Annotated in this window: 14 protein-coding genes; 13 read left to right on the forward strand and 1 reads right to left on the reverse strand. The window is 31.7% G+C overall.

Annotated elements, in window-relative coordinates; translation table 11 throughout:
* Positions 1–5 precede the first annotated feature (5 nt).
* Positions 6–953 (forward strand): FAD-dependent thymidylate synthase, encoded by a 948-nt coding sequence (gene thyX / locus AC5YGA_RS01095; RefSeq protein ID WP_415308767.1) that lies wholly within the window; start codon positions 6–8, stop codon positions 951–953.
* Here thyX and AC5YGA_RS01100 read toward each other — a convergent pair.
* Positions 934–1,758, reverse strand: coding sequence for an Mrp/NBP35 family ATP-binding protein (locus AC5YGA_RS01100; RefSeq protein WP_415308769.1), 825 nt, complete (start codon positions 1,756–1,758; stop codon positions 934–936). The genes thyX and AC5YGA_RS01100 overlap by 20 nt on opposite strands.
* A 51-nt stretch (positions 1,759–1,809) precedes the next feature.
* Here AC5YGA_RS01100 and hflK point away from each other — a divergent pair, with 51 nt between their 5' ends.
* The 12 genes from hflK to AC5YGA_RS01160 all read left to right on the forward strand — a co-directional run bounded on the left by hflK (position 1,810) and on the right by AC5YGA_RS01160 (position 15,001).
* Positions 1,810–2,910 carry an FtsH protease activity modulator HflK gene (hflK, locus tag AC5YGA_RS01105; protein WP_415308771.1) on the forward strand — a complete coding sequence of 367 codons (1,101 nt, stop codon included), beginning with the start codon at positions 1,810–1,812 and terminating at the stop codon, positions 2,908–2,910.
* Positions 2,910–3,776 carry a protease modulator HflC gene (gene hflC / locus AC5YGA_RS01110; protein WP_415308773.1) on the forward strand — a complete coding sequence of 289 codons (867 nt, stop codon included), beginning with the start codon at positions 2,910–2,912 and terminating at the stop codon, positions 3,774–3,776. Before hflK ends, hflC begins: the two co-directional genes overlap by 1 nt.
* A 9-nt stretch (positions 3,777–3,785) precedes the next feature.
* Entirely contained in the window at positions 3,786–3,971 is a 186-nt protein-coding gene (locus tag AC5YGA_RS01115; protein ID WP_415308775.1) for a DUF2065 domain-containing protein, read from the forward strand.
* Between the two features lies 1 nt (position 3,972).
* Complete coding sequence (locus AC5YGA_RS01120) at positions 3,973–5,385, forward strand: Do family serine endopeptidase (protein ID WP_415308777.1); 1,413 nt, start codon at positions 3,973–3,975, stop codon at positions 5,383–5,385.
* Between the two features lie 2 nt (positions 5,386–5,387).
* Positions 5,388–6,356: a tRNA (adenosine(37)-N6)-dimethylallyltransferase MiaA gene (gene miaA / locus AC5YGA_RS01125; protein WP_415308778.1), complete on the forward strand. Its 969-nt coding sequence runs from the start codon at positions 5,388–5,390 to the stop codon at positions 6,354–6,356.
* The gene (locus tag AC5YGA_RS01130) at positions 6,349–8,115 is read left to right on the forward strand and encodes an acetolactate synthase 3 large subunit (protein ID WP_415308780.1); all 1,767 of its coding nucleotides are present in this window, start codon (positions 6,349–6,351) and stop codon (positions 8,113–8,115) included. Before miaA ends, AC5YGA_RS01130 begins: the two co-directional genes overlap by 8 nt.
* A 1-nt stretch (position 8,116) precedes the next feature.
* Positions 8,117–8,665, forward strand: a complete 549-nt coding sequence (gene ilvN / locus AC5YGA_RS01135) for an acetolactate synthase small subunit (protein WP_415308781.1) — start codon at positions 8,117–8,119, stop codon at positions 8,663–8,665.
* A gap of 17 nt (positions 8,666–8,682) precedes the next feature.
* Entirely contained in the window at positions 8,683–9,702 is a 1,020-nt protein-coding gene (gene ilvC, locus AC5YGA_RS01140; protein WP_415308783.1) for a ketol-acid reductoisomerase, read from the forward strand.
* A 91-nt stretch (positions 9,703–9,793) separates the two neighbouring features.
* Positions 9,794–11,353 (forward strand): ABC transporter substrate-binding protein, encoded by a 1,560-nt coding sequence (locus AC5YGA_RS01145; protein ID WP_415308785.1) that lies wholly within the window; start codon positions 9,794–9,796, stop codon positions 11,351–11,353.
* A 63-nt stretch (positions 11,354–11,416) separates the two neighbouring features.
* The gene (locus tag AC5YGA_RS01150) at positions 11,417–12,400 is read left to right on the forward strand and encodes an ABC transporter permease (protein WP_415308787.1); all 984 of its coding nucleotides are present in this window, start codon (positions 11,417–11,419) and stop codon (positions 12,398–12,400) included.
* Entirely contained in the window at positions 12,393–13,319 is a 927-nt protein-coding gene (locus tag AC5YGA_RS01155; protein ID WP_415308789.1) for an ABC transporter permease, read from the forward strand. The genes AC5YGA_RS01150 and AC5YGA_RS01155 overlap by 8 nt, the downstream gene beginning before the upstream one ends.
* Positions 13,319–15,001 carry a dipeptide ABC transporter ATP-binding protein gene (locus AC5YGA_RS01160; protein ID WP_415308790.1) on the forward strand — a complete coding sequence of 561 codons (1,683 nt, stop codon included), beginning with the start codon at positions 13,319–13,321 and terminating at the stop codon, positions 14,999–15,001. Before AC5YGA_RS01155 ends, AC5YGA_RS01160 begins: the two co-directional genes overlap by 1 nt.
* Positions 15,002–15,051: the final 50 nt, after the last annotated feature.

Raw genomic sequence — 15,051 nt, forward strand, 5'->3', positions numbered from 1 at the left:
AAAAAATGAAATTAACTAAAGAACAGACACAAGAGATTAAAGATCAGCAATCTCAACAAAATCAAACTAAAAGAGTCACAGTGCCTGAACTTGAAAAAATTCTTTATGAAGCAATGCCAGCTTTAGATCATGGCTTTGTTAGAGTGGTAGATTATATGGGTGATGATACTTCGATTGTCCAGTCAGCTAGAGTTTCATATGGCAAAGGAACAAAGCAAGTTTCAACAGACAGTGGTCTAATTAAATATTTAATGAGACATTGGCACAGCACACCATTTGAAATGTGTGAAATTAAATATCATGTAAAGCTTCCAATTTTTATTGCACGTCAATGGATTAGACATAGAACAGCAAATGTAAATGAATATTCTGCAAGATACTCTATTTTAGATAAAGAATTTTATTTACCATCGACAGAAAATTTGGCTGCTCAGTCAGCAAGTAATAGACAGGGAAGAGGTGATGTCATTGAAGGCGAACAAGCAAAAGAAGTTTTAGAACTATTAAAAAATGATGCTGAAAGAACTTATGATAATTATGAGATGATGTTAAATCAAAGGTTTGATGGCTCAACAATTGATGAAAATAAAAAAGGTTTAGCAAGAGAATTAGCTAGAATGAATTTAACTTTGAATACTTATACTCAGTGGTACTGGAAAACTGATTTATTAAATCTGATGAATTTTTTAAGACTTAGAGCTGATAGTCATGCACAATACGAAATAAGAGTGTATGCTGATATAATGCTAGATACAGTTAAGAAATGGGTTCCTATAACTTATGATTCATTCATGGATTATAGAGTTGGTGGTACAGAAGTTTCTGCAAAAGGAAAAGTAATAATCCAAAAACTTATCAAAGGCGAAAATATTAATCCTGATAGCACTGGTTTATCTAAAAGAGAGTGGAACGAGCTAATGACTGCTTTTGATCTTAAAGATAAATTGATTTAATTTTTTTAGCAAAATCTAAGTATATTTTAGAAATTTCATGATTTGGGTTGGCTTCTACAATTGGTTTCCCTTCATCACCGCATTTTCCCACTTCAGGATTTAATGGGATTTCCCCTAGAAATTCTTTATCAAATTCTTCTGCTGTTCTCTTAACACCACCTTCACCAAATATTTTATATTTTTTTCCATCATCACCTGTGAAGTAACTCATATTGTCAACTAGACCTAAAATTTTAACACCAAGCTTATCAAACATTTTAATTCCTCTTTTCACGTCCAGTAGAGCAACTTCTTGAGGAGTTGAAACTATAATTGCACCGTCCATTTTAATTTCTTGTGAAAAAGTTAGTTGAGTATCTCCAGTTCCTGGAGGCATATCAACAATTATAAAATCTAAATCTTTCCACCCAACTTTTTGTGTAAAAGTTTTAATTGCACTGGTAACCATAGGACCACGCCAAATCATTGGAGTTTGTTGATCTGCAAGAAAGCCAATAGACATACACTGAATATCATATTTTGTTATTGGAGTTAAAGTCTGGCCATCACTTTTTGGCTTTTCGTTAATATCAAACATTTTAGGAATTGAAGGGCCATAAATATCTGCATCAAGCAAACCAACTTTGCAGCCAATTTGCTTTAAAGCTAAAGCAAGATTTGTTGCAAAGGTAGATTTTCCAACACCACCTTTTGCACTTGATACAGCTATTGTAAATTTTGTTCCTAAAATTGGGTTCTTTGTGAACTTTTTAGGCTCTAATTTCCTTTTCATTGCGTCACTTAGTTCTGGCTTTTTATCTGTCATTTTTTTATCATTACTTGTTTTTTATAATAAAGACATTATATACTTTGTCATATGTCAGATGATTTTCAAGGTAGAGGCGGAAGTCCATGGGGAAAACCTCCAGGAGGAGGAAATGGTTCAGGAAAAGGACCCACACCTCCGGATATCGAGGCATTAATTAGAGATATTCAAAGTAAGATAAATAAATTTTTACCTGGTGGAAGCTCATCAGGAGGAAAGCCAATTGGTTTAATTTTAATTATTATAGCATTTGTATGGCTAGCAAGTGGGCTATATAGAGTGGGACCTGATGAACAAGGTGTTGTACTTAGATTTGGGAAATTTATAAAAACTACTCAGCCAGGGTTACATTATCATATTCCACTTCCAATAGAGACAGTTCAGACACCAAAAGTTACAAAGGTAAATAGAATAGACATTGGATTTAGATCAGAGAGAGACAGTGGTTTTTCACAAGGTGGAGGAGTTGCTGATGTTCCTCAAGAAAGTTTAATGCTTACTGGTGACGAAAATATTGTTAATATAGATTTTTCAGTTTTCTGGGTAATTAAAGATGCAGGTAAATTTTTATTTGAAATACAAGATCCAGAAGGAACAGTAAAAGCTGCAGCAGAAACAGCAATGAGAGAAGTTATTGCAAAAAGTAAAATTCAACCAGTTTTAACTGAGGGCAGAGCTCAAATTGAAATTGAAACTCAGGAAATTATTCAATCAATTCTAGATGAATACAATAGTGGTATTCAAATTACACAAGTTCAAACACAAAAAGCTGATCCACCTGATCAAGTAATTGATGCGTTTAGAGATGTTCAAGCAGCAAGAGCAGATATGGAAAGATCTAAAAATGAAGCTGAAGCTTATGCTAATGATGTTATTCCAAGAGCAAGAGGGGAAGCTGCAAAAATTATGCAAGCAGCAGAAGCTTATAAGCAAAAAGTTGTTGCTCAAGCAGAGGGTGAAGCTAGTAGATTTATATCTATTTATAATGAATATGCAAAAGCCAAAGAAGTAACTCAAGAAAGAATGTATTTAGAGACTATGGAAAAAGTTTTAGCAGATATTGATAAGGTAATAATTGAAAAAAATGCAGGCTCAGGTGTAGTTCCTTACTTACCACTACCTGAATTGGGCAAAAAGAAAGTGACGAATTAATGAAAGCACAAAAAATTTTATTACCAATAGCTATTTTATTAGGAGCATTAGTGTTCTTTTCTATATTTGTTGTTAAAGAAGTTAATCAAGCAATTGTTCTTCAGTTTGGTGATCCTAAAAAAATTATACTAAAACCAGGTTTAAATTTTAAAATACCTTTTATTCAAAATGTTGTCTTTTTAGATAGTAGAATTTTAAATCTAGATACACCACCAGCAGAAGTTATTGCATCAGACCAAAAAAGATTAATCGTTGATGCATTTGCAAGATTTCAAATTGTAGATCCTCTAAAATTCTACATTTCAGTAGGCAATGAAAGAGTTGCAAGATCAAGGTTAGCAACAATTATTAACTCAAGAATTAGAAATGTTTTAGGTCAACAAGAATTACAAACATTACTATCAAAAGATAGATCTAAGCAAATGTCTTTAATTCAGGAAGGTGTAAACGCAGAAGCTCAAAAATTTGGAATTAAAATAGTGGACGTTAGAATTAAAAGAGCTGATTTACCTCAAGCTAATAGTGAAGCAATCTATAGAAGAATGCAAACAGAAAGAGAAAGAGAAGCTAAAGAATTTAGAGCAAGAGGAGCTGAAATGGCAGTAACTATCACATCAACTGCTGACAAAGATGTTTCTGTATTACTAGCCAATGCAAACAAAGACTCTGAGATTATGAAAGGTCAAGGAGATGGTGAGAGAAATAAAATTTTTGCAGATGCATTTGGAAGAGATCCAGAATTTTTTGCTTTCTACAGAGCAATGCAGGCTTACGAGACTGCTTTAATAGGTGGAGACACTTCAGTAATTTTATCACCTGATAGTGAATTCTTTAAATTTTTTGGTAACATAAAACCTAAAAATTAATCTAAAACAATGAAAGAGCTAATTATAGCTTTTGGACTTTTTCTTTTTATAGAAGGAATTTTATATGCCTTATTTCCATTAAAAATGAAAAGTATGCTATTAAGATTAAGTGATGTGACTAATAGTCAATTAAGAACAGGTGGATTGATATTTGCAGTTATAGGATTTATTATAATTTGGTACATAAAAAATTAAAATGAATAAAATTAAAAAATTATTAACCGTATTTTTCATAATTAGTTATGGGACTAAAGTTTTTGCTGAAGATATTCCCGCATCTTTTGCAGATTTGGCTGAAAGACTAATGCCTTCAGTTGTAAATATTTCAACAACTACCACTGTAACTACAAATAGCAATCCATTTCCTGGATTTAAATTTCCACCAGGTTCGCCATTTGAAGATATGTTTAAAGAATTTGGAACACCACAGACAAGAAAAGCTAGTGCGCTTGGATCAGGTTTTATTATAGATGCAAAAGGAATAGTGATTACAAATAATCATGTAATTAAAGACGCAGAAGATATAGTTGTTACTGTTAATGGAGAAAAAGAATATAAGGCAAAAATTATAGGCAAGGACCCACTTTCAGATCTTGCAGTTTTACAAATAGAATCAAAAGAAAAATTTATCCCAGTTAATTTTGGAGACTCTGATAAAGCAAGAATAGGTGATTGGGTTATTGCCATTGGAAATCCATTTGGACTGGGTGGAACAGTAACAACAGGAATAATTTCAGCAAGAAATAGATCAATTGGCCTATCACGTTATGAGGATTATATTCAAACAGACGCATCAATTAACTCTGGAAATTCTGGCGGACCATTATTTGATATGAATGGAGATGTAATAGGAATTAATACAGCAATTTTGGGTCAGTCTGGCTCAATTGGTATAGGTTTCTCAATACCATCTAATAGTGCAAAAAAAGTTATTAGTCAGTTAATAAAATTTGGTGAAACAAAAAGAGGATGGCTTGGTGTTAGAATTCAAGTAGTTACAGAAGAAATTGCTGATGTTGAAAAGTTAGATGAGCCACGTGGGGCATTAGTTGCAAGTGTAGCTGAAAAAAGTCCATCAGAAAAAGCTGGAATTAAAGCAGGAGATATCATCTTAGAATTCAATGGAACTAGAATTAATGAAATGAAAGAACTTCCAATAATTGTTGCTCAAACAGAAGTAGGCAAAACTGTTGATGTTAAAATTTGGAGAAATAAAAAAGAAATTATTAAAAAGATTAAATTAGGAAGATTAGAAACATCAACTGATTTTAAAGAAGAGAAAAAAGAAATTGAAACAAAAACACCCGAAATGTCAGAAATAAAATCTTTGAAAATTATAGCAAGATTATTAAACGAACAAGATATTGAACAAAGAAAACTTCCCAATCAAACAACAGGACTAGTTATAACTAGTATTGGTAAAAATAGTCCAATTAATTATTTAAATGTAGGTGATATAATAATTGAAGCCCAAAAGAAAAAAATTAGATCTAAAGAAGATCTTGAAGATATAGTTGATAAAGCTCTAAAATCTAATCAAAAAACAATTTTGATTGTAATTTATAATAATCAAAACCAAAGAAGATATATTGGTGTTAAGTTAGATTGATAATGGGCAAACTGTCCAAGATTATTTTAATTTCTGGTCCTACTGCATCAGGTAAATCAAACTTTGCTATAAAGGTTGCCAAAAAGATTGATGGTGAAATTATTAATGCAGATAGTATGCAAGTTTATAAAACGTTAAAGATTCTAACTGCCAGACCAACTAAAGATGGACAAAAAAATATTAAACATCATATGTATGGATTTGTTGATTTAAATAAAAATTTTTCTACTGGTCAATGGCTAAAAACTGCTATTAAAAAGATTAAAGAAATTAAAAAAAGAAAAAAAATACCTATTTTAGTTGGTGGAACAGGGCTTTATTTTCAATCTTTAATTGATGGCTTAGTTGAAATCCCAGAAATACCCCCTAAATTTAGAAATCAGATTAGACAGATGCAAAAAAAAGATGGACAGAAAAAGTTTTATAAAAAACTTTTAAAAATTGATCCTGAGACTCATAATAGATTTGATCCAAATGATACTCAAAGAGCAATCAGAGCTTTTGAAATAAAATCTTTCACAAAAATTTCTATGTATAGATGGCTAAGTAAAACTAAACCAGAATTTAAAAAGAATGAATTTTTAAAACTATATATTAACTTTAAAAGAGATGATTTGATCAAAAGAATTTCATCAAGAGTAATTAAGATGATTGAGGAAGGAGCAATAAAAGAGGTAAATTTTTTTAATAAGCTTAAAATAAAAAAAGATTTAAGTGTAAATAGAGTTATTGGGATTGACGAATTGACACAGTACATGAATAAAAAAATTAATTTAGATCAAGCGCAAGAATTAATTTCAATTAAAACCAGACAATACGCCAAAAGACAAGCCACATGGGCAAGAAGTAGGATGAAATCTTGGAAAAAAATTAATCCCATCAAGATTGACGAATACATAAAAAAATTAAAAAAACCATTGCTTAAACTTGACCAATTAACACAAAGTCGAATAGATTGCCCAAATGGGTAATTTATATTCTGGAGCAGAGATTGTATTTAAGTGTCTTGAAGACCAAAAAGTTGAGCATATTTTTGGCTACCCAGGTGGAGCAGTGCTACCAATATATGATGAATTAAAAAATCATCCAACTATTAAACATATTCTAGTTAGACATGAGCAAGGTGCAGGTCATGCTGCAGAAGGTTATGCGAGATCATCAGGAAAACCAGGTGTTGTATTAGTTACCTCTGGTCCAGGTGCAACAAATGTTGTCACGGCATTGACAGATGCTTATATGGACTCAGTTCCCTTAGTTTGTATTTCTGGGCAAGTACCAACACATTTAATTGGAACAGATGCCTTTCAAGAATGTGATACAACAGGAATTACAAGACCATGTACAAAACATAATTGGCTAGTCAAAGATATTAATGATCTTCCAAGAATAATGCATGAAGCATTTGAGGTTGCAACAACTGGAAGACCAGGACCAGTTTTAGTCGATATTCCAAAAGATATTCAGTTTGCAAAAGCAAAATATTTTAAACCTAAGAAAGAAAAAAAATTAAATGGCAAGGTTTTAAATAGATTTAATCAAAAAGAAATTAACCAGTTAGTTGATTTAATGAAAAAAGCTTCAAAACCAGTTTTTTATACTGGTGGTGGGGTAATTAACTCAGGTCCAAAAGCTAGTGAACTTTTAAGAGAATTAATAGCGTTAACCGGATTTCCAATTACCTCAACCTTACAAGGATTAGGTGCTTATCCAGGTGATGATAGTCAATTTTTAGGAATGCTTGGAATGCATGGTACCTACGAAGCAAATAATGCAATGCATGATTGTGATTTATTGATAAATATTGGTGCAAGATTTGATGATCGTATTACTGGAAAGATTGATGAATTTTCTCCCAAATCAAAAAAAGTTCATATTGATATTGACCCATCATCAATTAATAAAATTGTAAAAGTTGATCTAGCTATCGTTGGTGATGTTGGTGAAGTTATAAAATCAACTACTAAAACTTTAAAAAATAAAAATTTAAATCTAGAAAAATCCAATAAACAAAAAATATCTAAATGGTGGCAACAAATTCAAAAATGGAGAACAAAACAGTCACTAAACTTTATAAATAGTAATAAGATTATTAAACCTCAACATGCAGTCCAAAGACTCTATGAACTAACAAAAAATCAAGATACGTATATAACAACTGAAGTTGGACAGCACCAGATGTGGGCTGCACAGCATTATAAATTCAATAAACCAAATAGATGGATGACATCAGGAGGACTTGGAACCATGGGTTATGGGTTACCAGCAGCAATAGGTGTACAAGTTGCGCACCCAAAAAAATTAGTTGTAGATATTGCTGGTGAAGCTTCAATTTTAATGACAATGCAGGAAATTTCTACTGCAGTACAATATAATTTGCCCATAAAAATATTTATTTTGAACAATCAATATATGGGTATGGTTAGACAGTGGCAGGAATTACTTCATGAAAAAAATTATTCAGAGAGTTACTCTGAAGCATTACCAGATTTTGTCAAATTAGCAGAGGCTTATGGGTGCGTTGGAATTAGAGCAGAAAATCCAGATGAATTAGATGAAAAAATTGAAGAAATGGTCAACACAAATAGACCTGTAATTTTTGATTGCCACGTTGATCAGGCTGAAAATTGTTATCCAATGATACCCTCTGGTAAGCCGCACAATCAAATGTTATTAGGACCAAAAGACCAGAAAGAAAATAAAATTACAGGTAAAGGGAAATCTTTAGTTTAAAATGGTAAAATCTAAATCTGCATATAGCACACCTAGTAAACTAGGGAAAATTGACACTCACATTATAGTTGTTTGGGTTGATAACGAAGCAAGTGTATTATCTAGAGTGGTAGGTCTATTTTCTGGTAGAGGCTATAATATAGAGTCTTTGGCAGTAGCAGAAGTTGATCAAAAAAATAATCTCTCTAGAATTACAATTGTAACCACTGGAACACCTCAAGTTATCGAACAAATTGTATTACAGCTAAAGAAGTTAGTTCCAGTTCATAAAGTTGGAAATTTTAAAAGAGAGGATAAAAAAGTTATATTTAAAGAGATGGCATTATTAAAAATTGTTGCAAATCCTTCTAAAATTAAGAAAGCTTTAAATGCTTGTAAAAAATACAATCCAGTTATATTAGATCAAACAAATAAATCTGCTGTAATTCAAATAACAGCATTAAGAAGAGAGATAGATACTGTGACGAAGAATTTAAAACTATTTGGTCTTGTTAGTGCCTCAAGAACTGGAGCGGTTGCAATGACTAGAGGTGCAGAAATTTTTAATTAATTACAAAGGAGAAAAAAATGAAAATGTTTTATGAAAAAGATGCAGATGTTGATTTAATAAAGAGTAAAAAAATAGCAATTTTTGGCTATGGTAGTCAAGGGCATGCGCACGCATTAAATTTAAAAGATAGTGGAGCTAAGGAAGTTGTTGTTGCTCTTAGAGATGGATCAGCAAGTAAAGTAAAAGCTGAATCTAAAGGATTAAAAGTAATGAGTTTATCTGATGCTGCAGAATGGGCAGAAGTTGCAATGATACTTACGCCAGATGAACTACAAGCTTCAATTTACAAAAATCATATTGATCAAAGAATTAAAGCAGGATCAAGTGTAGCTTTTGCTCATGGTTTAAACATTCATTACAAACTTATTGAAGCAAGAAAAGATTTAGATGTATTCATGGTTGCACCAAAGGGACCTGGACATTTAGTTAGAAGCGAATTTGAAAGAGGTGGTGGGGTGCCGTGTTTATTTGCTGTACACCAAGATGGAACAGGCAAAGCAAGAGACCTTGCTTTATCATATGCTTCAGCAATTGGTGGAGGTAAATCGGGAATTATTGAAACAACTTTCAAAGATGAATGTGAAACAGATTTATTTGGAGAACAATCAGTACTTTGTGGAGGATTAGTTGAATTAATTAAGAATGGTTTTGAAACTTTGACTGAAGCTGGATACGAACCTGAAATGGCGTACTTTGAATGCTTACATGAGGTAAAATTAATAGTAGATTTAATTTATGAAGGTGGAATTGCTAATATGAATTACTCTATTTCAAATACAGCAGAATATGGTGAGTATGTATCTGGTAAAAAAGTTGTTGATAGTGAAAGTAAAAAAAGAATGAAAGAAGTGCTTGCTGATATTCAATCTGGTAAATTTACTAAAGACTGGATGAAAGAATGTGAAGGTGGACAAAAGAACTTTTTAAAAATGAGAAAAGATCTTGCTGATCATCCAATTGAAAAAGTAGGTGCAGAGCTTAGAGCAATGATGCCTTGGATTGGTAAAAAAAAATTAATAGATAGCGACAAAAGCTAATTATTATTTATAAATTTCTACTTATACACGAATTTGTAAAATAAAATTATATCACCTATACTTTTTAAAAATAATAAAGAGAGGGAATATAATGAAAATTAAAAGTTTAATAAAAATACTATTAACACTAACACTAGTATTTGGATTTTCTTCAGCATGGGCTAAAAATATTAAATGGTCAATGGCAGGTGATAGTTTAACACTTGATCCGCATGCACAGAATGAAGGGCCAACAACACAAGTATCAAGACAAGTATATGAGGCATTAGTAACTAGAGCACTTGACATGCAAATTGTACCTCAACTTGCAACCAAATGGAAAGCAGTAAACCCAACTACTTGGTATTTCTTTTTAAGAGAAGATGTTAAGTTTTCTGATGGTACACAAATGACATCTGAAGATGTGGTATTTAGTATATTAAGAGCAAAACTACCAACGTCTGATTTTAAAGAATATATCAGTTCAATTTCATCTGTTAAAGCAATTGATAAATACACAGTTCAAATTAAAACAACTGAACCAAATCCAATTCTCTTGAATCAATTATCTAATATTTTTGTAATGTCAAAAGCGTGGTCGGATAAAAATTTTTCAACTGCTCCGCAAAATTGGAATGCGTCACAAGAAACTTATGCGTCAGTTAATGCAATGGGAACGGGTCCTTTTAAAATAACCTTAAGAGAGCCAAATACCAAAACTGTTTTTAAGAAAAATAGTAAATGGTGGGGAAATGTTGAACATAATCTTACTTCAATTGAGCTACTCCCTATAGCTAATGCAGCAACTAGAGTTGCAGCACTACTATCTGGAGAAATTGACCTTGTTACGGATGCACCTGTTCAAGATTTAGGACGTATTGGAAGTTCAGCAGGACATAAAGTTGTAAGTACACCACAAATGCGTACAATTTTTTTAGGAATGGACCAAGGAGCTGATGAACTTAGATCTGGGAATACTGGTGATAACCCTTTTAAAAAAAAGGAAGTTAGACAAGCTCTTTATCAAGCAATTGATATAAATGCGATCCAGAAAAAAGTTATGAGAGGCTTAAGTGAACCAGCAGGAATAATTACATTTCCTGGAGTAACTGGCTATACCAAAGATCTTGATAAACGATTAGCATATGACCCAGAAGCAGCAAAAAAACTTTTAGCTGATGCTGGATACCCTAATGGTTTTGATGTTGAACTAAGATGTCCAAACGACAGATATGTAAATGATGAAGCAATCTGCACTGCAGTTGTTGGAATGTTTGGTAAAATTGGTGTTAACGTTTCTCTGAACTCTCAAACTAAAAGTAAACACTTTAAAGAGCTAAAAAATAAAAAAGGTGATTTTTATATGCTTGGTTGGGGCGTTCCTACTTTAGATAGTCATTATGTATTTCATTACTTATATGATACTGGAGCTAGTTGGAACAGAGTTAACTTTAGTGACACTAGAGTTGATGAGTTAATTAAAGTTATGGAAGGTGAAGTAGACCTAGAAAAAAGAAATGCTGCAATCGCAGAAGCTTGGAAAATTGTAAAAGATGATATTTCATATCTTCCTTTACACCACCAGGTAATTTCTTGGGCATCTGCAAAGAATGTAAATGTCCCTATCAGACCTAATAACGAACCTTTGTTCAGATTTTCGAGCAAAAACTAATCAATTTAATATAAGCCCTTTTAATTTTAAAAGGGCTTATACTTAAAAATAAAACTTCATATTTTGACAAAGTATTTTTTTAAAAGATTGTTCCAATCGATATTGGTTATGCTTGTTGTAGCCTTTGTTTCATTCTCACTTTTTACTTTTGTAGGTGACCCAGTTAATAATATGGTTGGTGAGGAAACATCAGACTTAGAAAGAGCTGAAATAAGAGAAACTCTAGGTTTAAATGATCCTATTCCAGTTCAATTCATGAGATTTGTCAAAAATGCATCTAAAGGAAATTTTGGAATTTCTTATCAATTAAGAAGACCAGTTTCTGAATTAATATCAGAAAGGTTACCAGCAACATTAGAGTTAGTTTTTATTTCTTCACTTATTGCACTTATATGTGGGACTTTATTGGGAGTTTATACTGGAATAAATCGAAAAAGTTTTGTGAGTGATATTATTTTGGCTGTCTCCTTGCTTGGAGTTTCTTTGCCTACTTTTGTAATAGGAATTTTGTTCATATATCTTTTTGCAGTAATCTTAGGAATACTACCTTCTTTTGGAAGAGGAGAAGTGGTTAATATTGGTTTCTGGACCACTGGGCTTTTAACCATCTCTGGACTTAAAGCAATAATTTTACCATCAGTTACATTAAGCCTTTTTCAAATGACTTACATTATAAGACTTGTTCGGGCAGAGATGATGGAAATATTACAAACAGACTACATAAAATTTGCAAGAGCTAGAGGAATTAGTGAAAAAAGTATTCAATATAAACATGCGTTAAAAAATGGTTTGATACCTGTTATTACAATAGCAGGAATTAATATTGGAACACTTGTAGCTTTTTCAATAATAACTGAAACAGTTTTTCAATGGCCAGGCATGGGATTTCTTTTTATTCAGGCAGTTAAGTTTGTGGACATTCCAATAATGTCAGCCTATTTAGTTTTTATTGCATTTATATTTGTAATGATAAATTTCATAGTAGATATTCTTTATTATTTTATTGATCCAAGAATTAGAGTGAAGTCTGAAAGTGCAAATGGATAATCAAAATTTATCCTTTATAGATAAAATTAAAGATAGTGATATATATTTTGCTTTTATAAAATCGCCTACAGCAATAATATCAACTGCAATATTAATAATTATTTTCTTTTGTTCTTTTTTTGTAGAATTTGTAGCGCCATTTAACCCATTTGATCCATCAAGCCTAGACTTAATGGAGGCATTCACGCCTCCTTCTTGGGAAGAGGAAGGTATGTCTAAATTTTTATTAGGAACAGATGGACAGGGTAGAGATATGCTATCAACAATATTGTATGGATCTCGTATCTCTTTAATAGTTGGATTTGCAGCTATTTCATTTAGTCTAATTTTAGGAGTTACCTTAGGGTTAACAGCAGGATATTTTGGAGGAAAATATGAAATGATAGTTATGAGAATAACAGATGTACAATTAACAGTACCAAGTATTTTAATGGCTTTACTAGTTGATGGAATTGCAAGAGGTGTGATTTCAAAAGAACTTCATGATGAAATGGCAATTTATGTATTAATTTTTGCAATAGGAATTTCCGAATGGCCACAATTTGCAAGAGTGTCAAGAGCAGCAACATTAGTAGAAAAAAATAAAGACTATATTTCGGCTTCAACAATTATTGGTGTTCCAAATGTTAAAATAATGTTTAAGCATATTTTACCAAATATACTAAGACCCATCCTTGTAATTGGAACAATAGGACTGGCGTTAGCTATAATTGCAGAGTCAACTTTAAGTTTTTTAGGAGTAGGCGTTCCACCTACAACACCATCTCTGGGGACTTTAATTAGAATTGGAAATGACTTTCTATTTTCTGGAGAATGGTGGATAACTTTTTTCCCTGCAATATTTTTAGTTATTTTAGCATTTTCAATTAACCTTTTAGGAGACTGGATGAGAGACACTCTAAATCCAAAGTTAAACTAATGAGCTTTTTAAAAATTGATAATTTAAGTGTTAATTACAAAATGAGAAAAGAGACTGTAAATGCAGTCAAAAATATTAATTTTGATGTAAAAAAAGGAGAAATACTTGGCTTGGTAGGTGAGTCGGGCTCTGGAAAAAGTACATTGGGAAGTGCAATAATAAATCTTATTGATGAACCAGGAAAAATTTCTGGGGGAAAAGTAATCTTAGATGGGATCAACATTCATGAAAACGCAGAAGATATACTAAAATATAGAGGGAAAAAAATTGGGTTAATTTTTCAAGACCCACAAACTTCTTTAAATCCTTTGTTAACTATAGGTGAACAACTTATTGAAACTATTCAGACACATTTAAATTTTGATTTTAAGGAATCTAAAGATAGAGCAATTACTTTACTGCAAGAGGTTGGTATTAAAGATGCTGAAAATAGATTTGATAATTACCCCCATCAGTTTTCTGGTGGGATGAGGCAAAGAGTTGTGATTTCTTTAGCTCTATGTTGTGAGCCAGATTTATTAATTGCTGATGAACCCACAACTGCACTTGATGTTTCGATACAATCACAGATTCTTGAATTGATTAAAACTCTAACTAAAGTGAGAAATTTAGCTGTAATATTAATTACACATGACATGGGAGTAATTTCTGAAACAGCTGATCGAGTTGCGGTAATGAAAAATGGTGATTTGGTAGAGATTGGATTAACAAAAGAAATACTTACAAATCCAAAAGAGATTTATACGAAAAGTCTTATTAGTTCAGTACCTCCAACAAATAAAAAAATTTCAAGATTTAAGATAATGGAAAAAAATGAAAATAATGAAAGAGGCACAAACATTAAAATCTTAGATAGATGGAATAAAAAAAATCTAACTTCCCAAAATTTAATTGAAATAAAAAATCTTAAAAAAGCATTTCAAGAAGGCATGTTTACTGAAACTTCAAAAAATACAGTAATGGCAGTTGATGATGTCTCTTTCAGTATAAAAGAAGGAGAGTCGTTTGGGTTAGTTGGAGAGAGTGGTAGTGGAAAATCAACTATTGCTAAAATGATTGTTAATCTGTTTAAACCATCATCTGGAGAAATATTTTTTGACAATGTTTGTATAACAAAGATAAAAAAGAATAGCGAAATGATGAATTTTAGAAAACAAATTCAAATGATTTTTCAAGATCCTTACTCTTCACTTAATGGTAGGTTAAAAGTAAAAGATATTATTGCAGAGCCAATTAAACTTCATAATCCAAAAATTACAAATGCAGACTTAGATAATTATATTAATGATTTACTTGAGTCAGTTGAGCTTTCTAAAAAATCATCAACAAGATATTCTCACGAATTTTCTGGTGGACAAAGACAAAGAATATCTATTGCACGGGCACTTGCTACACAACCTAGACTTCTTGTATGTGATGAACCAACTTCTGCTTTAGATGTAAGCATTCAAGCCCAAATATTGAATTTATTAAAAGACCTTCAAGAACAACTTAACTTGACAATATTATTTATTAGCCATGATTTACCAGTTGTTCGTCAGATGTGTGATAGAATTGGAGTTCTTAGAAATGGAAAATTATGTGAAGTTTCGGATACAGAGAAATTGTTCTTAGAGCCTAAGCACGAATATTCAAAAGAACTTTTGCGACTAATGCCTAAAATTGAGTCTATTTATAATTAGTATCTAGTAGACCTAAAACGATCATCATTAGTAAGCATATTTTAACAATT

The sequence above is a fragment of the Candidatus Pelagibacter sp. uisw_091 genome (assembly GCF_059512525.1).